This is a genomic window from Aliikangiella litoralis (genome assembly GCF_052495765.1).
Window position 1 is genome coordinate 2,424,268 of record NZ_CP199292.1, and the last position, 19,497, is coordinate 2,443,764.

The window sequence follows — 19,497 nt, forward strand, 5'->3', positions numbered from 1 at the left end:
TATGAGTGAAAAGTCTGGCATTTTAAAAATTGTAGTTAGCATAACCACTTTCATGGGATTTGTTATTTTGTTTTTTTGGGCTTTGCACCAGGACCCAAGTAAGTTACCTTCGCAGCTAATTGATTCACCTGTTCCTGAATTTTCTGTTGCAGATTTACTTGAGCCTGAGCTCATTCATACACCTAAATTATTTGATGGCAAAATAACTTTACTCAATGTTTGGGCTAGCTGGTGTGCGGCTTGCTATTCAGAGCACCCTTATTGGGATGAGTATGCGAAAATTAAAGAGTTACAAATATTAGGCCTTAATTATAATGACAAAAAAGAAAAAGCGCTTCATTTTTTAAAGACACAAGGTAATCCATATGCAAATATTCTTTTTGATCATAATGGCCGATTAGGAATAGAATTTGGTGTTTATGGTGCTCCTGAAACTTTTTTAATTGGGCCTAATCGAAAAGTTCGTTATCGTCATGTCGGAGTTGTTTCTCCTGAAGTATTCAACGCTAAGTTTAAGCCATTAATTGAAAAAATTAAGCAAGGGTTTTAAATGAGTAAATTGCTAGTCATATTACTATTATCATTCTGTTCGTTTGCTGCAATTGCATCTGTCGACTTATTAGAGTTTGATTCTGTTGAGCAAGAAAAAAGATATAAATCTTTGATTAATATCTTGCGGTGTCCCACCTGTCAGAACCAAAGTTTGGCTGACTCAAATTCGATAGTATCTGAAGATTTAAAGCAGATTGTTTATGAAAAAATAAGGGCTGGTAAATCTGATGAAGAAATAAAGGCTTTTATGAAGCAGAGGTATGGTGAGTTTATTTTATTTAAACCAGAAATGAGTCAATCAAACTGGTTTTTATGGTTAGGACCTTTTATCTTTTTATTTGCTTTTATATTTGGTTTTTTCATTTGGTATGGTCGTAATAAGGAAGCATTAGAAGATGAGTGAGCTTTGGTTGTCAATTGTTTTAATACTAATATTTAGTGTCGGTTTTATTGGTTTTTCTGTCATTGCAGATAGCAAAAAGCAATTACATAATGACCAGCTTAATCACTCAAAATTAGTGCTTTTTTTACCATTAGTGTTTTTGCTGTTGACGCCTGTGGCATATTTAAAATGGGGATCGTATGAAAAGCAACAAGATTGGTTTCAGGTAAAACAAAAAACGAACCAGCTTTTGACAAATGGAGAATTGGCTGAGTTAGATATGACGATGCAAGATTTGCTGTTAGGTATGCGAACTCAGGCGTTTCAAAACCCGCAAAATGGTCGCTTATGGTTTGAATTAGGTCAAGCCTATGCTAATTTACAAATGCGTGATTTAGCGTTGGCTTCATTACAAAGAGCGGTTCGTATTAGTAATAATGCCGATTGGGTTGTTGCAACTGCACAGATGCTGACTTCAGGTAGTAATGAAGAACGCCTACAAGCTGTGGAAATGCTGCGACAAGTTATTAACCGGGAGCCTGAGCATCAAAGTGGCTTGTTAACTTTAGGTTTTACTTATCTGAAGTTGGAACAATATCAAGAGGCTATTAATACTTGGAAGCATCTGGCAGCTTTGCCGGTTATTTCTGAAAAATCTCGCCAATTTATAGAGCAGCAAATCTCAGACACAGAAAAATTAATAAGTCATTCTAAGTAGTAAATTTTATTGAATTCAATTAGTTGTGGTTGTTTTGTGAGCTGAAAAGTTAAATTTGAGACGGTTTGAGCTTTATTTGTGATCAAATACACATTTAGATATTGCAAAGTCGCGATGACTGGTGCATCTTTAAGCCCGTGGATAATAATTCAAAACCACATGACATTAATCCCAATAGTAATGGGGTGGCTGTCTACTATGTTAATGAGTTGTAACAAAATAATTCTTCATAGATAGGACATCTACCAATATATTTATGGTGTAACATAAGACTGTTTTACGACTCTTTGATTTACCCATAAAAAATAGGGTTAAATAATTCATTCATTTAGGAGCTAAACTCTCATGAAAAAACTTTCTAAAATTGTAGCAATGGTCGGGTCGTTGTTGATGATGGCTTTGTATGTTAATACTGCATCTGCCGACGCAAATCCTTTTGCTGATAACAACAAGCAGCACATACAAACAATTGCTGGTGATGATGGCAAATGTGGTAAAGATAAAAAAGAAGGTAAGTGTGGTAAGAAAGACGGCAAAAAAGAAGGTAAGTGCGGCGAAGGTAAATGCGGCAAGAAAGACGGCAAAAAAGAAGGTAAGTGTGGCGAAGGTAAATGCGGCAAGAAAGACGGTAAAAAAGAAGGTAAATGTGGCGAAGGTAAATGCGGCAAAAAAGACGGTAAGAAAAAGAAATCAAAAGAAGGTAAATGTGGCGAAGGCAAGTGCGGTGGTAAGTAAGTTTTTAATCACATATTTTTGATTTAAATAACGCTACAGAACTCCACGATCAATTGTATATTGACCGTGGATTTTTTTATATATAAATTCTTAATTTTCCAGTTCATCAAATGTTGAACTATTACTAACGGTATTGTTCTTATTAGTGCATTGCTTGTTATCATTTCATTATCTAATTGATTTATTTATTCAGGGCTGAGATATGTCATTTAAACAATTTTTTTTATTCACTTTAATTCTCATGGTTACTGGCTGTGCTGGTAAAGCAGCTAATAAAGATGATCCTTGGGAAAGCTGGAATCGAGGGGTTTATAGCTTTAATAAAAGTGTTGATAATGCTATTGCTAGACCTTTAACCGAAGGCTATAAGGCTGTAACACCAGATATAATGGAACAGGGCATTTCTAATGTGTTTTCGAATCTTGGTGATATTCCTAATATGTTGAACAATCTTTTACAGGGAAAAGTTCTAGACTCATTTTCTGATTTGGGGCGATTGCTTGTTAATTCAACGGTTGGTATCGGGGGACTTTGGGATCCAGCTAGCGAAATGGGGTTGATCAAACATGATGAAGATTTTGGACAAACTCTCGGTTATTGGGGAGTTGGTTCTGGACCTTACGTTATGCTGCCTTTGTTAGGGCCATCTACTCTCAGAGATACGGCTGCTATGCCTATAAACTCTCAAGCATCTTTTATGGAACAAATTGATCATATTCCGACTCGAAACTCAGTTGCATTTATCCAATTGTTGGATCAGCGAGCAGGTTTAATGAAGTATGAGGATCAACTGAAAGGTGTGACTGATGAATATGCATTTATTAGAGATTTTTACCTTCAAAACCGAAATTATAAAGTGCTTGATGGTGAGATTCCTTTTGAAGAGGAGTGTGATGAGGAAGATGAAGAAGACTGCGATTTTTAAATTTGAGAAGATGATTATCAATAGAAAAGCATTTGATTTGAACTAGTTAAAACTAATTCAGGCAGCTTTTGGCTGCCTTAAATTAATGAAGCTATTTAACACTATCAATTGTGCCTGCGATTTCGAAATGTCCATTTTCAAGCTTTCGTGTGCGTTTTACTTCAAATTTTGCTTGCAAAGGAGCAAGTTTGCTTTGTTCTGAACGAATATCAACATCGAGTATTTGACCTGTTTTAAACTCTTGCTCAGTGATAAACATAACCCCGTCTCCACTGAGGTTTCTGCTATCTCCTTGAAAAGTTTGCCCTGTTTCTGGATCTGTAACAGTGACTTTTGCATCGACAAACATACGAATAAAGTTTCTTTTTTCCTCATGATCCTTATTCAATGACGACATTAAGCACCTCCTAGCGGTTCTTATCTATTTTGGATTGATTTTTGTTTCATACTAGGAAATAAACGCTTAACCGTCAATCAAAAACGCATAACAATTTCTTGTGATTATTTACCGGTATGTTATAAACGTTAATTAATCATAGAAATAGTCTCAAGGTAAAGTGTTTGCATGGTATCAGGGTTATCTGGGCAGTGGCCAGCATTTGAGTTAAGCAAAATTCTCGTTATTGATGACGAGCCACTGGTGAGAGAAAGTGTGGCTATTTATCTTGAAGATAGTGGTTATCAAGTTATTGAGGCTATTGACGGGCAACAGGGCCTAGAGCATTTTTGTGAGTTTAGTCCTGATGTTGTGTTATGTGATTTGCGGATGCCTGGAATGGATGGGCTTGAAGTTCTACGCAAAATTAATGATATGTCTCCAGATACGCCAATTATTATTGTTTCAGGGGCCGGTCAAATACATGATGTCGTAGAGGCTCTCAGGCTTGGCGCATTAGATTATTTAGTCAAACCTATAACAGACATGGCTGTTTTAGAAAATGCCATAGTAAACGCGCTGAGGCGCCACCAGCTTGAAGTCGAGAATAAGGCGTATAAAAAAGAGTTAGAATTAGCGAATAATGAATTAGAAAAAAATCTGGAATTATTACAAGAAGATCAAGAAGCGGGGAGGCGAGCTCAACTACAACTCTTACCTGAACCAGAATCGTTGATGAGTGGTTATCACTTTCAGCATATTATTGTTCCTTCGCTTAATTTAAGTGGAGACTTTATTGATTATTTTCAAATTTCTGACCGATATTTAGGTTTTTACATTGCAGATGTTTCTGGCCATGGTGCCGCCGCTGCATTTGTCACTATGACATTGAAGAGTTTAATTAATCAGCCTTTACGGCAGTATCGTCTTGGCGAAAATGACGCTATCATAAATCCTGCTAAATTTATGGAATACTTGAATTGTGAGCTGATCAGAGCTAATTTGGGTAAACATATAACGGTATTTTACGCTGTTATCGATACTGAGCTAGAACATTTGATATATTCTGTTGCAGGGCAATATCCAGCCCCATTAATTTGCAATAATGGTGAAACTCGCCTATTAAAGGATGGAGGGTTTCCTGTTGGATTGTTTGAATGGGCAGCCTTTGAGAACAAACAGTTAGAAATAGCAGCTGATTTTAAGTTAATTATGGTATCAGACGGATGGTTAGATGTGAGTACTGTTGATTCAACACCAGCGGAAGAATCATTTTTACTTCAATATGTTTCAGAAAATGAGATGACAATTACTTCATTAATGGATCCGGTTAAACTATATGCTAAGAAAAATACGCCGGATGATATCACTGTTTTTATCGTATACAAGGAACAAAAATAATGGATGGTGCAGTATTTGCTACAAGTGTTGATGGAATTGATTATATCAAGTTTGAAGGCACTGTCAGGTATTCCCATTGTGCAGGCCTAGAAGCTCACATTGATCAGCTGTTTGACAATGGATTACTTAATGAAATTGTTATTGATTTGGAAGACGCTGAAATTTTAGATAGCACGGCTTTGGGGTTATTAGCTAAAGTGGCTATTGAAATGAAAAAGAGAACAGAAAAGCGTCCTGTTATATTTATGGCGAGAGGTGAGCTTAATAATATTATTAAGCGAGTTTGCTTTGATCAGGTGTTTAATTTGGTTTTCGATAATAAGCGTCAACCACTTGATGAACTTGAAGAGTTAGTGGGTCAACCTCAGGATGATGAAACTGTATTAAAGCGAGTGATTGAGGCTCATAGGAGTTTAGCCGAACTCAGTAAGGAAAATGAGAGTTTATATCGCGATATTACTAGTGCATTGTAAGAATTGATTTTATTGACTGCGGGGTTAATAAAAGAGTCATTACCACTTTTTTTTAGGGCCAAATAAATTGTCTTCAGGTGTAATTGGCTTATCCTCTTGTTGCTCTTTAGTGTTTTCATTAAATAAAAGCTCTGTGTTTTCTGCTTTGCTTGGCGTACTGTTAATTAATTCTTGGAGATCTAATTCTAATTTAGTTATTCGCTCATTTTTATTTGGGATTTTATTCATCATATCTTGTGCTGTTGAAAAATTTCTTTGAGCTTGAACATACTCATGTTTAGTCAGAGATGATTTTCCCTGTTGAATATATGCACAAATCTTTGATTCGGCTATTAACGCCATAATCCGGTTGACGGCAACGGGCACTAATCCACTTAAGTCTCCACTCGCTTTCTGAAGCTTTATGATATATTGAGCTAGTTTAGAGAGGCTATTAATTTGTGCTTTTAAATGCTCAATATCATGTGGAATAACCAAACTTTTTTTATCTGCTGCTGAAGCTGGGTTTTTTAAATGATTTTCCAGTGTTTCAATATTTTTATTATTAGTTTCATCATGTGGTGAGAGTTGTCTGATTGCCTTTAAGTTATTTAGGCTATATTGTAAGATAACTTTACGGGCTTCGATGCCAATAGGTAGCTGCCCAATATTACTTAATATTGAGGATGCTTGATTCGCTCGGTAACGGTATTGAGCTATTTTTTGTCTTAAAGCTGCTTTTTGTTGTTCCCTTTTTTGAATTGCTGTAATGATTGCAACACAAATAAAAAGCACAGCTAATATTGCTATAATGATTGTTGAATTCATTAATTATTAGTTCTCGTTATTATCATTAAAAGTTGACACATTAACACCTCTAAATTAAGGCAGTATTATTTTAAAAACGCCTCCACCAAGTGGACCACCATTCATTAGTTCAATTTTTCCCACTTTTTCCCCATGACTATGGAGTTGAGCGACTTGTTGAGCAAAAAACAGCCCTAATCCTGTACTCCCCGTACTTTGATTAATACCTATCATATAATTTCCTGCAAGCTCAAGCATTGGGCCTGGATATCCAGGTCCATCATCACATATTGTAATACAGACTTCTTCACCTATATCGGCAGAAATTAATATTTGAGAATGTGTATACCGAATTGCATTACCAAGAATATTGGAGATAGCCATTGAAATCAAAGAGTCATCAAAAACCGCTTCATGCATTTCATCAATATCTATAGTATAGCTAAATTTTTTTGCTTCTAATAAAGGTTGGTTCGCTAGTATTTGCTCTTCTATAAAGTCATATAAATTGTGATAACCAGGTGTAAAAGGAAGTTGATTATTTTCAATTTTATAAAGTGCTAATAGTTGCATGAGTGAATTATTCACTCTGGATGATTCATACTGAACAATACCATATTCAGATGAAGATTTTTCCTTGGGTAGGTCGGTTAGAATTGTATTTATAGCATCTAGTAATAAACCGAGTGAGTTTTTCATGTCGTGAACAGTAGAAGCTAAAATTGTACTGAATAAGTTTTCGGGATTGCTCATGGCATAATACTCCTTAAAGACTTTGAATCATCAGTTGAGTTAATCGGGAAAGCTCAGAGTATCTGGCAAAACGCTCATCATCAGGTGAAAGACGAGTAATACTAGAGAGAACCTTTTCGGCGGTATGTAAATCTTTACTACTATTGGAGTTAATTTGAGCACGTTTCAATAGTGATTGGACATGGTTGAGATTGATATTAACATTGTTAGGCGCTATTTCAGAGGCTCTTGCAAAGTTTTCTATTGCAGCATTAAAGTCTTTGTTTTTGAAACTGGTAATGGCCTTGTTGTTGTATTGGTTTGCTTTTTTACTGTTAGCAATTAAATGCTTATTTGTCGTCAATTTTTCGGCTTTCTTTAAAAATTTGGGATCATCAAAATATTGTTCAACGGCTTCTTCTAAAATCGATTCTGCTAGCTCTTTTTGCCCTAAATGTTTTAAAGATTCTGATATTTCAATACTTTCTTCTGCACCTATATGCTCTTCTATTCGTTCATAGAAACGATTGGCTGTTGTTAAATATTTTTCTACTTTTTGCTCATCATTGGTTATTGCACTAAAGTCTGCATGTGCTACGGCACTACGAAATTGTACTGCAGGGTTAGATTTAAAGCGTCGTTCTAATTTGCTAAATATGGACTCGCTTTCGGCGATTAACTTTTTTCTATCTACATTGGAATTGCCTTTTAATTGTAATCCAATAGATTTTGTGAGCTTAATAAATTCATCTGGCGTTGAAAATGCTGAGTTTTTACCAAATTTAACTGCTTGCCTAAATGCATTGGTCATAACGGTTATATCATCGTTTTCTTCTGCTATTTCACCAAGCTTTTTTTGTCTATGTAAAGCTTTTGGGGAACGTTCGACAGCTTTTACTAAGGTGTATTGTGCTTCTATTGGTCGTCCTTGTTCATATTGGATTTTTGCCAGCCAGTCATAACCTTCAATCACCATTGGAAACTCATTAATCATGTCGTTGAATAAATCAGATGCTCGGTCTAATTCTTTTTTTGCATAAAATATTTCACCAACACCAAGCATGGCCCAAGGAATAGGACGCTCATTAACAATTTGTGTTGTCAGCTCCAGTGCTTTGTCATACATCTTCAGCTTTTTTAAACAGCCATATTTTAATCTCAAATAAGCCATGCGAAATTTGGGGTGTTTCTCGCTCTCTTCATTGCATAGTTTGAGTGCTTCCTTCCATTTTTTTTTGAGCATTAATCTGGCTATAGGGGCTAATAAATCTTTTTTATATATCGCTTTATCCAAACGAGATTTTAAGATACTTCCATTAAACGGCTTAGTTAAATAACTGTCTGGTTGAAACTCAAGAGCCCCCATTACCATGGCGGTTGTATTCTCTGCGGTAATCATCAAAAATACAGAGTTTGTTTTAAGTAAGTTAAAAGTTAGGAGTTCTTCAAGAATTTGTTGTCCATCTTTTGAATCGCCTAAATTATAATCAGAGAGGATAATGTCGTATTTTCTTTCTTTACATTCTTGGATGGCGTCTTCGCCATTGTAGACCAGGGTAATGTTTTTACTTCCTAGTGTTTGCATCATACCGCGTAAGGAGCGACCAAATTCAGCAAAATCTTCGATGATCAATACTGTCTTTTGCGAGTATCGCACCAATGGTTTTTTCATTAATAATACTGGTTCTTGCATTATATATTGAAGGTTCTTACTATTGTTGATAGCCTTTTGTGCTATTAAGTCTTTAGGCCATTCTTAAAAGATATTAGAAGTATAGTTAGAATATTGAGATAAATCCGAAATCTTCATTATTTAGGAAAAAAAAATGTCATCAAAACTTGGCGAAAAGCTAGTCGTAGCAATTTCTTCGCGTGCATTATTTGATTTGACCGAAAGCCATGAAATCTATGAAAAGCAGGGGATAAGAGCTTACTCTGAGTATCAAATAGAGAATGAGGATAAGCCATTATTGCCTGGAGCTGCTTTTCCAATTGTCAAAAAATTGTTGAAGTTGAATGAAAATAACCATGAACGACCTGTCGTTGAAGTGGTTCTTTTATCCAGAAATAGTGCTGATACTGGGTTACGGATTTTTAACTCAATTCAACATTATCAACTTGATATAACAAGAGCTGCTTTCTCGAGTGGTCGTAGTCCATATCGCTATGTCTCAGCTTTTGCTTCGCATTTATTTCTGTCTACTGATCCAACAGATGTAAGGGCGGCATTAGATGATGGATTTGCTGCTGCCACCATTTTGCCTAAACAAGGAAATCAGTCCGATGCATCTCAAGAGCTTAGGTTTGCATTTGATGGAGATGCTGTGATATTTTCTGATGAGTCTGAAAAAATCTATAAAAAACAAGGCTTACAGGCGTTTACAGATAATGAGCGCGCTGCTGCTGATACCCCTTTAGCTGGAGGACCGTTTAAGAACTTTTTAGCGGCATTACACCGTCTACAGCGTGATTATTCTCCCGAAAACTGCCCTATTAGAACCGCTTTAGTGACAGCTCGATCGGCCCCAGCTCATGAAAGAGTGATTAAAACATTAAGGGAATGGAATATCCGAATCGATGAGGCGCTTTTTCTTGGTGGCATGCCAAAAGGTCAATTTTTACGCTCGTTTGGGGCGGATGTGTTTTTTGATGATCAAACTTCTCACTGTGATGATGCAGCGGTTCATGTTGCAACAGGTCATGTGCCGCATGGCGTTGCAAATGATTCTTCTGAAGAGCAAAAGTAGCTCCTATGAATCTGATTCTACATTGAGTTGTCGGTTATTTATCCTACCTTGTTAAGCTCGATTTAAACCGCATAAATTGTTGAGCAAGCCTTGTTTATAAAGGATTTCATTCGATTTTCTTGTGAATTAGAAAAATGAAGCTATTCTTATAGTAATTCTGAGCTTTAAACGATTTTACTATAAGCGGTTAAGCCGAAGATGATGAAATTTAATAGAGCTTGTTTCTATTGAATAATAAAAACGGTATTTCTGAACAGTACTTAAACTGTTATATGCGATATCTAATTTATCTTTTCATTTTGGAAACTCAATGAAACTTCAGCAAATTAAATACATATTTGAAGTTGCCAGAAACCAGTTAAATGTTTCTGCAACAGCAGAAAGTTTGTTTACTTCCCAACCAGGGATCAGTAAACAAATAAGATTATTAGAAGATGAACTTGGGGTTGAGGTTTTTGTTAGGAGTGGAAAACACTTAACGAATATTACTCCCGCAGGACGAGAGATTTTACCTGTTGCTGAGCATATTTTAAAACAAGTTCGTAAAATTCAAGATATAGCTGCTAGTCATGTTAACCATAAAGAAGGGCGCTTGAATTTATCGACAACTCATACCTTTTCTCGTTATTTTTTACCTGAAGTTGTTGATAGTTATCGCCAACAGTATTCAAAAGTGGCAATGCATATTTTTCAAAGTAACGGTACTCAAACTAACTCAGATCTTGATGAAGGAAAACTTGACTTTGCTTTAGCTCATGAAAGTGAAAACGGCTTTGTAGAGAAAATTCACCTGCCATGCTTTTATTGGACCCGGTGTATTGTTGTACCTGCTGGTCATCCATTAACGAAGAAAGACAATATTAATTTTGATATTTTAGCTCAATATCCTCTTTTAACTCATACTAGCTCTGGTGGAGATAAGAATCCTATTCTTGCTAAATTTAAAGAGCATGGTTTTTCACCTGAAATAGTTTTTAGTGCAACCGATTGTGAAGTGATTAAATCTTATGTGCGAATGGGCTTGGGGGTTGGTATTATCGCCAATATGGCTTATGAAGAACATCTGGATTCGGATTTAGTACGAATTCCAATTGAACACTTAATTGAGCCATCTTTAGTTAATGTTGTTTTTGATCGTAATCTTTATTTTAGAGAGTATATATTTGCTTTTATTGAGACTTTAGCACCGCAGCTAACTCGAGAATTGATTTTGCAATCACAGCAGACTAAGTCATCTAATAAAATATCTAAGCTGGTTGAAACCAATCTTATTCCTGTTTTGTAAATAATTTAGCTATCCATAGAAAAGTATTTTATTCAATGTCTTTATTTGTCCGTTTTGGGTAAAATAATTCAATAATTTCACAAAGTTCAGGCTGATAAGTTAACATAACTTAGTACTGCTAGAACCGATTATTGATATTTAATTAAATGACAAAGCAAAAACAATTTAATATTCAACTGAATGAACCTAACAAAGATGTTGCCGAGCACCCTGTTAGAAACTTACTTGTTTTTCAGGTTAAACTAGCGATTGATGCTTTGAGAGATATTTTATTAAGCCCAGTTGCTATTTTGGCTACTTTAGCTGATCTTATTGGCGGGAAACGTGGGCGATCGAGCTACTTTGAACGATTAATGAAATTTGGTAGAGTCAGTGAGGCACATATCAACTTATTTGGTCAGCATAAAGGAAGTAGCAGGACCGTCGATAATGTATTAAAGCAAGTAGAAGATATTTTAGTGAAGGAATATAAAGAAGGCGATATTTCTGCGAAAACCAAAAAAACGATAGAAACAAAGTTAAAAGCAAAATTTAAGAGTACCCCAGAATCTAACTGAATTTAACAAGCGTACTATTTTTAAAAATAAACTCTAAGCTACATAGGCCCTGAGTTAGTTGGGCCTATGTTATTTGTTCTACTTGATTCTAGATTCTAGACGAATGTTCTTAAAGTTCCAGCGGCTACCTTTTTGTCCAACGGAGTTCCATAAGTGAGCAAAAAATTCTCGTGTATAGTCTAAAAATAGATAGATTACAGGTAAGCAAATTAAAGTGGTAACTGTTGAGTATGCAAGGCCACCAATAACTGCTCTGGCCATTGGAAAATAGGCGGGTCCACCTCCACCTAATTGTGTATCACCTAAACTGAGTGGCAATAATCCTAAGATAGTTGTTAGTACCGTCATCAGAATGGGTCTTATCCTATCATTGGCCGCATGCAAAATAGCATCTCGCTTATCATAATTGGCTTTTCGGTAATAATTGATCCTATCAACGAGTACAATACCATTGTTCACAACAACGCCCATAAGCACCAAAATACCGATTAATGCCATCATTGAAAATGTTGTGTCAGTAAAAAAGAAATACCAATATACGCCAACAACAGCATAAATAATTGAAGTAATAACAACCAATGGCAGCATCAGTGACTCAAATAGTGCAGCCATAACAATAAAAATCATCAGTACCGCTAAGAGCATATTTGTTACCATTATTCGACCAATTTTCTGCTCTCTATCAGTACTTCTTCCAAAACCCCAGTTGTAGCCATTAGGAAGAGGTACATTTTTCATTAGCTGGTTTGAGGTTTTACGTATTTCTTCTGCTGTGGTATCTGAATAATCAATTCTTAATCGAACAGAAGTTTTGCGATCGTAGCGAGTAATTTGAGGTAGTGAACGAGCAACTTGTAGTTGAGCAACAGAATCAAGACGAACACTTTTGCTACCGCCAGCTTTGGGTGAGGGTAATTCAATTGGTAGTCCGGCGAGATCCTGAATATTAGCGTGTTTACGTCCGTCAAATGTTAACGTAATGTCTGTTTCGCCAAGCTCTGAACGAAAAGTTCTTAATTGTTGTTTACGCAGGGCTATCGACACGGTAGTGGCAACATCTTGAGGGGATAAACCTAATTGATTAAGTTTAGTTGGGTTTAATATGATTTTTACTTCTTGATTACCATCTTGAGAAGCTGGTCTGACTTTTGTTACGCCTTTTATATTGGCTAAAAGGGGCATTATCTGCTCTGATAACTCAAGTAAGGTTTCTGTGTCTTCACCGTTGATTCCAATAGTTAAAGCATCTTGTCCACCGCTGCGACGACGATCAAAAGAAGGGTTACCTATGGCTATTTTAGGTATTTCTTTTTCGATAAACTCACGAATTTGTTTGTTGGTTTTTGTTCGTTGTTCATCATCTACCAACAGTAAAGTCGAACCCGCACTCTGAGTTGTGTAAAAGGAATAAACATTTTTAATATCTAACTCTTTCTGGTTATCGTATAAAAAGTTTTCAATTCGAAAAACGGCTTGTTCAACTTTTTCTAATTCATATTGACCTTGAATATTATAAGAGATGAAAAGTCGAGAATCTTCTTCATCAGGAAACATATCAAATTTTACAAATTCTTTTGGGATCACTATAGAGAACAATAAAAGTAAAGCAATCAGTGTAGACCAAAATGGGTGAATCATCATCCAAGATAAAAATGCAGAATATTTGCCATGTTCTTTAACCGTATCTGTATGGCTTATTTTTGTGGTGTGAGACTTCATTTTACTAAGGCATAAAGGAATAATTGTGGTTGCAATAAATAAAGAGGCTATTAAAGAAATAACAATAGTGGTTGCTACGTGGCTCAAAAATACAGTGATGTCGATCTTTTCACCGATAATATTAGGTAGAAAAACAATTGCTGTTGTTATCGTTCCTGCAACCACAGGTATGCCAACATCTTTAACGCCGTTTAGTGTCGCTTCTATTGGTTTGTCTGGCATTTGTTGACGATAACCAAAAATACTTTCACTCACTACTACCGCATTATCAACTAACATACCTATTGCTAACATTAACCCCATCATAGATAAAAGATTAATACTAACATCAAGAAAGTACATGGCTGCAAAAGTAATTAACAATGAAAATGGAACCGCAAGTGAAACGATGAGGGTTAACCGAATATCTTTTAAAAAAACAAATAAAACAATTGATGATAATAAAAAACCAATTAAACCTGATTGTGCTATATCTTCAATAGAGCTGACAACACCATCAGCTTGGTTTTCCATGACAAATAGTTTAATTCCTTCAAAGTCGGGTAACTCTTCAATTTTTTTCATTTCCTTTATAATCGCATCGGCAGTATTCACTAAATTAGCGTCTGCTTCGCGAGTAATATTAATTCCAACAGCATATTTTCTATCGAGGTGGCGACCTACATCGATGTCTTCTTTAGCATAACTGACTTTGGCAATATCTGATAACTTAAGACCTCTTTTATTAATCACAAAGTTTGCAATGTCATCTTTACTTAAAAATTGTTGGTTAACTGTAATTCGTATACTGGTTTTATCACTTTTTACTTCACCGGCAGAAATTAAACTATTTGAATTCTGAAGTTTGGCTAGCAATTGATTAGTATTGATGTGATAAGCTGCAATTCTATCAGGGAGTAATTCTATTTGATATGTTTTAGGAGCGACGCCATGTATGTTTACTTCAGAAACGCCAGGTATACGTTCTAACCTTTGTTTTAATTGTCTATTTAATACTTGAAATGAGTCACTTAAATCTGTTTCAGCGGAAAGTCTTGCTTCAATAATAGGCCGATCATTAGTGCTGCCAGTGAAAATAAACACCCGACGTAAATCTGTAGGAAGTTCTGCTTTTATTGCATCTACTTTTTCTCGAGCTTCAACACCTTTCAGTTTTGCATTAACTCCCCAATCAAATAGCATAAACACTTGTGATTGATTTTGGGTGCTGGTCGACTGCATTTGTTCAACAGAGCCAATTGTTGCTAAAGCCTCCTCTAAAGGCTTTGTAATGTTTTTTTCTACTTCTTCAGGTGAAGAGCCAGGATAATTTGCTTGAACAAATACTCCTGGGAATTGTACCGTTGGAAAAAACTCCAACGGTATAATTCGACTAGAAGCCAGCCCCATGACAACCGCACAGACAAAAATCATAGAGACTGTAACTGGGCGTTTTAGTGCGAGTTTAGTAAACCACATTGTTATGCCTCCTCGTCAATTTTTATTATTTTTGAATAATTTTTATGGTCGAGTATTTGATACATAACAGGAATAACAATTAGTGTTAGTAGAGTTGAAGCAAGCAGCCCTCCAATTACAGTAATTGCCATTGGTGCTCTCATTTCTGTGCCTTCACCAATACCTAAAGCTAATGGCAACATACCTAATGTTGTCGTTAAAGTGGTCATTAGTATTGGACGTAAACGAGATTCAGCGGCTTCTGTTATGGCTTTTATTTTTTCAGTTCCTGCAGCTCTTAATTGGTTAATCCGATCAATTAAAACGATTGCATTATTCACAACAATACCAGCTAGCATAATGACGCCAAGAAACACAACGACACTGATTTCTGTGTTGGTGATTATGAGCGCAAAAATTGCACCGATAATAGCTAGAGGAATACTGAGTAAAATAATAAATGGGTGTAATAATGACTCAAATTGTGAAGCCATAACTAAATAGACCATAAATACAGCAAGTGCTAAAGCCATTAGTAATGAATTATAGCTACGCTCCATTTCTTCGCCTTGGCCACCAAACTGAATCGAAGTACCAAAAGGTAATCGATAGTTTTTGAGTAATTGTTTAGCTTCAGTAATTGCTTCTCCAATACCTCCATATTGAATTTGACCTTCAATTAAAATAACTCGTTGTTGATCAATACGCATAATTTCACTGGGTCCCAATGTTTCGACTATTTGAGCAACAGCATGAAGAGGAATAGGGCGTGGAGAAGTCGGATTTATAATGAGATTTTTCACATCGTCTAATTCATCTCTAGCGCTGTCTTCAAGTCGAACTAATACTTCAACTTGTTGCTCTCTCAGACGATACCTTGTTGCTTTGTTTCCTCTAATGGCATTAACGACTGAACGATTAGCTTGTTCTATAGAAAGGCCTAATTGAGCCATTTTATTTTGATCAAAAGTAATTTGAGCTTCTGGGTAACCACTTTTCATATTTGTATGGAGATCCACAAAGCGATCTGATAGCGATAGTTTTTCAACAATACTATCAGCCGTTTGTTTAAGTGTTGATAGCTCGTAACCATAGACTTCAATACTAAGCGGTGTAGAGAAACTAAATAATTGGGGTCTGTCTGCATCAGAAGTTAAACCATGAGTTTCTTTGGATAGAAAGCTACGTATGCGTTTTAGTAGTTCATTTTCTTGTTCTCTAGAAATACCCTTTTTAAGTAGTAAGGTAAATTCCGCTTGATTTTCTCCTTCTTGTTCTGGATTTGCTGTTAACTTATTACCTGCACCGGCTGTTGCAAAAACTTCTTTTACGCCTTCAAATTTTAATAAGTCAGATGAAAGAGAAATAACTTTTTGATCGGTTAGCTCTATTGCTGTGCCGGGAGTATATTGTACTTTGATAACTAATTCTCCTTGTGCCATTTCTGGTAATACTACTTGAGATAATGTTTTAACTATTAATAAGCTTACTGCCAGTAAACCAAAAGCTAAAAGTAAAGTAATTGTTTTGGTGTTTAAAGCGCTCTTTAATATTCGCTGATAAAGTTTTGCAAGAGAAGTGAATAGTTGGTCAAAAAATTTTCTTAATGGTATGAAAATAAAACCAAGAACTATGGATAATGATAATATACCTGTTTTAAGTAAAAAGAATACACCTGCAAAAATTAGAATGATTAACTCAACTGGAAAAAATAAAATTCTTTTCCATATCGGTTTTATTTCTCTTTTTAATGTAGGTGTTGATTCTGATTTTTTTAATCCATAAGCCGCCATAGTAGGAATAAGTGTTAAAGCAACAATCAATGAAACTATCAGTGAAAAAGTAATGGTTAGCGCCTGATCTTTAAATAACTGTCCTGCAATGCCTTCTACAAAAACTAAAGGAAGAAAAACCGCTATTGTTGTTAATGTTGAAGCAGTAATAGCACCAGAAACTTCACTTGTCCCTTCTAATGCTGATTGAGCTAATGATAATCCTTGTTCTTTTTTGCGAGAAATATTCTCCAAAACGACTATTGCATTATCGACCAGCATACCAACGGCTAATGCTAACCCGCCTAAAGACATAATATTCATGTCTATTTTGGCGCTATACATTAAGTTAAAAGTAATAATGACCGATAAAGGTATCGTTGCTGAAATAATTAGTGTTGGAGTAAACTCTCCTAAAAAGAGATAAATAATAATCATGGCTAATAAGCCACCAATGAGGGCCGAAGATATTAGCTCAGAGATAGCTTGATCAATAAATTTAGAAGCATCTGTTAAAACCGTTAACGTCATCCCTTCTGGTAAGGTTCCTTTTATTTTAGATAGTTGTTTTTTAATTGATTCTGCAACAACTACAGTATTTGCATCACCTTCTTTATAGATAGCTATTTCAACTGCTTGCTCACCATTATGTCGGATGATTGAAGTTGGATCTTTATGAGTGAATTCAACGGTTGCAATATCTTTTAAACGAATAATTTTTCTATCTTTAGATAAAATAATCGTGTTGGAAAAATCATCGAGAGAGCGGTATTCATTAAATGTACGAACTAATAACTGTTGCTGTCCATTACGAATTTGGCCGGCACTCATGTTGATATTTTGTGTTTTTAATTTGTTGGAAATCTCTTCTACTGTTAAATTAAGTTGGGCTAGTTGAGTTTGATCAAGAAGTATTTGAATCTCATCTTCTAAACCTCCACTAGCTTTGGCGGCTGCAATGCCCTCAACAGTCTCAAGTTTTCTAGACAGTTGAAGGTCTGCATATCGTCTTAATTTAGCCAGTGAAACTTCTGGATCTTCATCTGTTTCAGATTTTTTACTTAAACTCATCCGAACAATCGGATCATTGTTTGGGTTAAAGCGTAGTAGTGAGGGGGCTGGCGTTTCTAATGGAAGTTCTACTTGCTCCATTTTTTCTCTGACATCTAAGCTGGCAACATCAATATTGGTTCCCCAATAAAATTCTAAATAAATATCGGAACGACCTGCTTTTGATACTGAACGTTGTTGCCTTAAGCCCTTAATTGTGCCCAAAACACCTTCCAGAGGCCGAGTAATTAAATTTTCTATTTCTGCAGGGGCTGCGCCTTCGAAATCAGTACGCACTGTTAGTGTCGGATAGTTGAGTTCTGGTAATAGGTTAAAGCCTAAGCGATTAACTAAGACTAAACCAAAAACGAGTGCAGCTAATGTAAACATTGCGACAGTAACCGGACGACGTATAGCAACGGCAATTAAGTTCATAATGTTTCCTTAATAGAGCGCTCTAGCTCTCGCTGAATTTGAGCGCTTTGTTAATTTCTAGAAAGTAAGATTAAGTATTTTTAAGGATGGGCTGCAACACTAGTTGCCGCTTCTTTTTCTTCTGGTTTGGTTTCTTGATTGTCTGTTAATACAATTTCAACTAACGCTTCGTGTTTTAAAATTTGTTGACCTGTAGTAATGACTTTATCTGATTCAGTTAAACCACTAATGATTTCTACTAAACCGTTATGGCGGAAACCAGTTGTCACTGGAGTTTGTTTCGCAATATTGTCCTCGACAATAAATACGTGAGAACGATTATCTTGAGTAATGATTGCTTGTTGTGCTAACAAAAGGCTATTGGTATGAACATCAAACACCACTTCAACTTTACCAAACATACCTGATTTTAATTTATTACCGCTATTATCTAATTTGGCAATCACTTTGAATGTACCGGTATCAGAATCAATGGAAGGCCTGACTCTTTCAACTTGTCCGATAATAACTTCATCGTGGTAGGCATCTACATTGAGGAAAATATTTTGTCCTTTCTTAATATTGTTGAGTTCTTTTTCAGGTAAATGAAGTACTGCTTTTAAGGAGGAAGGATCAATAATTTTAAACAGAATGTCATTTTCACGAATTAAATTACCTACTTTCACCATACGTTCAGTAACTATTCCATCAATAGGTGCTCGAATGCTGGCATACCTAAGCTTTAATTTAGCAAGTTTAAATTGGGCTTGTTGAGATTGGTATTCAAATTTGGCTCTATCTAGTGCGTCTCTACTTCCTAGCTTGCGGTTAAATAAAGTTTGCTGTCTTGTTAATTCTTTGTGTAACTTTTTTGAGGTTGCTTCCATTTGAGCAACCTCTAGTGATAATTGTTCAACATCTAATTGAGCCAATAAATCACCTTTTTTGACTTTATCACCTTCTTCTATCGTTATTGTTTGTAATAAGCCTGTTGAGCGAGCAACGACTTGTGCATCGTTTTCGGCTTCAAGTGTCGTGATTGTGCTATAGGTTTGCTGTATATCACCTCGAGATACAGATACAACTTCAACTGGTACTGGTGGTTTTTCATCTTCTTTCTTCTTATCTTTGTCATCATCATTTTTGCTGGCTGTTTTGTCACTGCTTTTCTTTTCTTCAGTCTGTTCTGATTTTGCTTTATCATCTTTAGCACTATCGTCTGAACAAGCTGTTGTAAGAATTGATAAGCCAAGAATGGTGGATAAGAAAGTCACTTTGATCAGGTCTGTCGTATTCGAAGCAGAAAATTTCATTTTATATCCTTTGTGTTAAGCCAGTTAAAATTTGAATATTTATGCTGTAAGCAGAATATGTGCCAAAGTTATTACTTTTAGCGAAGTTTTTACTAACAGCTATTTTCTCGGGTGTATGCTGTA

At 35.7% G+C, this 19,497-nt stretch carries 17 protein-coding genes; 10 read left to right on the forward strand and 7 right to left on the reverse strand.

Annotation, left to right across the window (positions count from 1 at the left end; translation table 11 throughout):
• Nucleotide 1: 1 nt before the first annotated feature.
• From ACT5E3_RS10050 to ACT5E3_RS10070, 5 genes are all read left to right on the forward strand, one after another.
• Complete coding sequence (locus tag ACT5E3_RS10050; protein ID WP_444998174.1) at nucleotides 2–550, forward strand: DsbE family thiol:disulfide interchange protein; 549 nt, start codon at nucleotides 2–4, stop codon at nucleotides 548–550.
• Nucleotides 551–955 carry a cytochrome c-type biogenesis protein gene (locus ACT5E3_RS10055; protein WP_444998175.1) on the forward strand — a complete coding sequence of 135 codons (405 nt, stop codon included), beginning with the start codon at nucleotides 551–553 and terminating at the stop codon, nucleotides 953–955.
• On the forward strand, nucleotides 948–1,652 hold the full coding sequence (locus ACT5E3_RS10060; RefSeq protein WP_444998176.1) for a tetratricopeptide repeat protein: 705 nt from the start codon (nucleotides 948–950) through the stop codon (nucleotides 1,650–1,652). Before ACT5E3_RS10055 ends, ACT5E3_RS10060 begins: the two co-directional genes overlap by 8 nt.
• A gap of 345 nt (nucleotides 1,653–1,997) precedes the next feature.
• Nucleotides 1,998–2,387, forward strand: a complete 390-nt coding sequence (locus tag ACT5E3_RS10065; RefSeq protein WP_444998177.1) for an HvfA family oxazolone/thioamide-modified RiPP metallophore — start codon at nucleotides 1,998–2,000, stop codon at nucleotides 2,385–2,387.
• 202 nt (nucleotides 2,388–2,589) lie between these two features.
• Complete coding sequence (locus ACT5E3_RS10070) at nucleotides 2,590–3,312, forward strand: MlaA family lipoprotein (RefSeq protein ID WP_444998178.1); 723 nt, start codon at nucleotides 2,590–2,592, stop codon at nucleotides 3,310–3,312.
• A gap of 91 nt (nucleotides 3,313–3,403) precedes the next feature.
• Here the strand turns inward: ACT5E3_RS10070 and ACT5E3_RS10075 are convergent, their stop codons facing one another.
• Nucleotides 3,404–3,709, reverse strand: coding sequence for a PilZ domain-containing protein (locus tag ACT5E3_RS10075; RefSeq protein ID WP_444998179.1), 306 nt, complete (start codon nucleotides 3,707–3,709; stop codon nucleotides 3,404–3,406).
• A 168-nt stretch (nucleotides 3,710–3,877) separates the two neighbouring features.
• Between ACT5E3_RS10075 and ACT5E3_RS10080 the strand changes: the two genes are divergently transcribed.
• Nucleotides 3,878–5,089 carry a response regulator gene (locus tag ACT5E3_RS10080; protein ID WP_444998180.1) on the forward strand — a complete coding sequence of 404 codons (1,212 nt, stop codon included), beginning with the start codon at nucleotides 3,878–3,880 and terminating at the stop codon, nucleotides 5,087–5,089.
• Nucleotides 5,089–5,562, forward strand: coding sequence for an STAS domain-containing protein (locus ACT5E3_RS10085; protein WP_444998181.1), 474 nt, complete (start codon nucleotides 5,089–5,091; stop codon nucleotides 5,560–5,562). Before ACT5E3_RS10080 ends, ACT5E3_RS10085 begins: the two co-directional genes overlap by 1 nt.
• 39 nt (nucleotides 5,563–5,601) lie before the next feature.
• Here the strand turns inward: ACT5E3_RS10085 and ACT5E3_RS10090 are convergent, their stop codons facing one another.
• The 3 genes from ACT5E3_RS10090 to ACT5E3_RS10100 are packed head-to-tail and all read right to left on the reverse strand — an operon-like array spanning nucleotide 5,602 to nucleotide 8,752.
• Complete coding sequence (locus ACT5E3_RS10090; RefSeq protein WP_444998182.1) at nucleotides 5,602–6,369, reverse strand: hypothetical protein; 768 nt, start codon at nucleotides 6,367–6,369, stop codon at nucleotides 5,602–5,604.
• A 54-nt stretch (nucleotides 6,370–6,423) separates the two neighbouring features.
• Nucleotides 6,424–7,101 (reverse strand): sensor histidine kinase, encoded by a 678-nt coding sequence (locus ACT5E3_RS10095; protein ID WP_444998183.1) that lies wholly within the window; start codon nucleotides 7,099–7,101, stop codon nucleotides 6,424–6,426.
• A gap of 13 nt (nucleotides 7,102–7,114) precedes the next feature.
• Nucleotides 7,115–8,752 (reverse strand): response regulator, encoded by a 1,638-nt coding sequence (locus ACT5E3_RS10100; protein ID WP_444998184.1) that lies wholly within the window; start codon nucleotides 8,750–8,752, stop codon nucleotides 7,115–7,117.
• Nucleotides 8,753–8,906: 154 nt separating this feature from the next.
• Between ACT5E3_RS10100 and ACT5E3_RS10105 the strand changes: the two genes are divergently transcribed.
• From ACT5E3_RS10105 to ACT5E3_RS10115, 3 genes are all read left to right on the forward strand, one after another.
• Complete coding sequence (locus ACT5E3_RS10105) at nucleotides 8,907–9,827, forward strand: 5'-nucleotidase (RefSeq protein ID WP_444998185.1); 921 nt, start codon at nucleotides 8,907–8,909, stop codon at nucleotides 9,825–9,827.
• Between the two features lie 310 nt (nucleotides 9,828–10,137).
• Nucleotides 10,138–11,112: a LysR substrate-binding domain-containing protein gene (locus ACT5E3_RS10110; RefSeq protein WP_444998186.1), complete on the forward strand. Its 975-nt coding sequence runs from the start codon at nucleotides 10,138–10,140 to the stop codon at nucleotides 11,110–11,112.
• 146 nt (nucleotides 11,113–11,258) lie between these two features.
• Nucleotides 11,259–11,669, forward strand: a complete 411-nt coding sequence (locus tag ACT5E3_RS10115; RefSeq protein ID WP_444998187.1) for a hypothetical protein — start codon at nucleotides 11,259–11,261, stop codon at nucleotides 11,667–11,669.
• 78 nt (nucleotides 11,670–11,747) lie between these two features.
• On the opposite strand, the gene ACT5E3_RS10120 is transcribed toward ACT5E3_RS10115, so the two are convergent.
• From ACT5E3_RS10120 to ACT5E3_RS10130, 3 genes are all read right to left on the reverse strand, one after another.
• The gene (locus ACT5E3_RS10120; protein WP_444998188.1) at nucleotides 11,748–14,846 is read right to left on the reverse strand and encodes an efflux RND transporter permease subunit; all 3,099 of its coding nucleotides are present in this window, start codon (nucleotides 14,844–14,846) and stop codon (nucleotides 11,748–11,750) included.
• A gap of 2 nt (nucleotides 14,847–14,848) precedes the next feature.
• Nucleotides 14,849–18,082: an efflux RND transporter permease subunit gene (locus tag ACT5E3_RS10125; RefSeq protein WP_444998189.1), complete on the reverse strand. Its 3,234-nt coding sequence runs from the start codon at nucleotides 18,080–18,082 to the stop codon at nucleotides 14,849–14,851.
• An 80-nt stretch (nucleotides 18,083–18,162) separates the two neighbouring features.
• A complete protein-coding gene (locus ACT5E3_RS10130) occupies nucleotides 18,163–19,374 on the reverse strand; it encodes an efflux RND transporter periplasmic adaptor subunit (RefSeq protein WP_444998190.1) in 1,212 nt (403 codons plus the stop codon).
• Nucleotides 19,375–19,497: the final 123 nt, after the last annotated feature.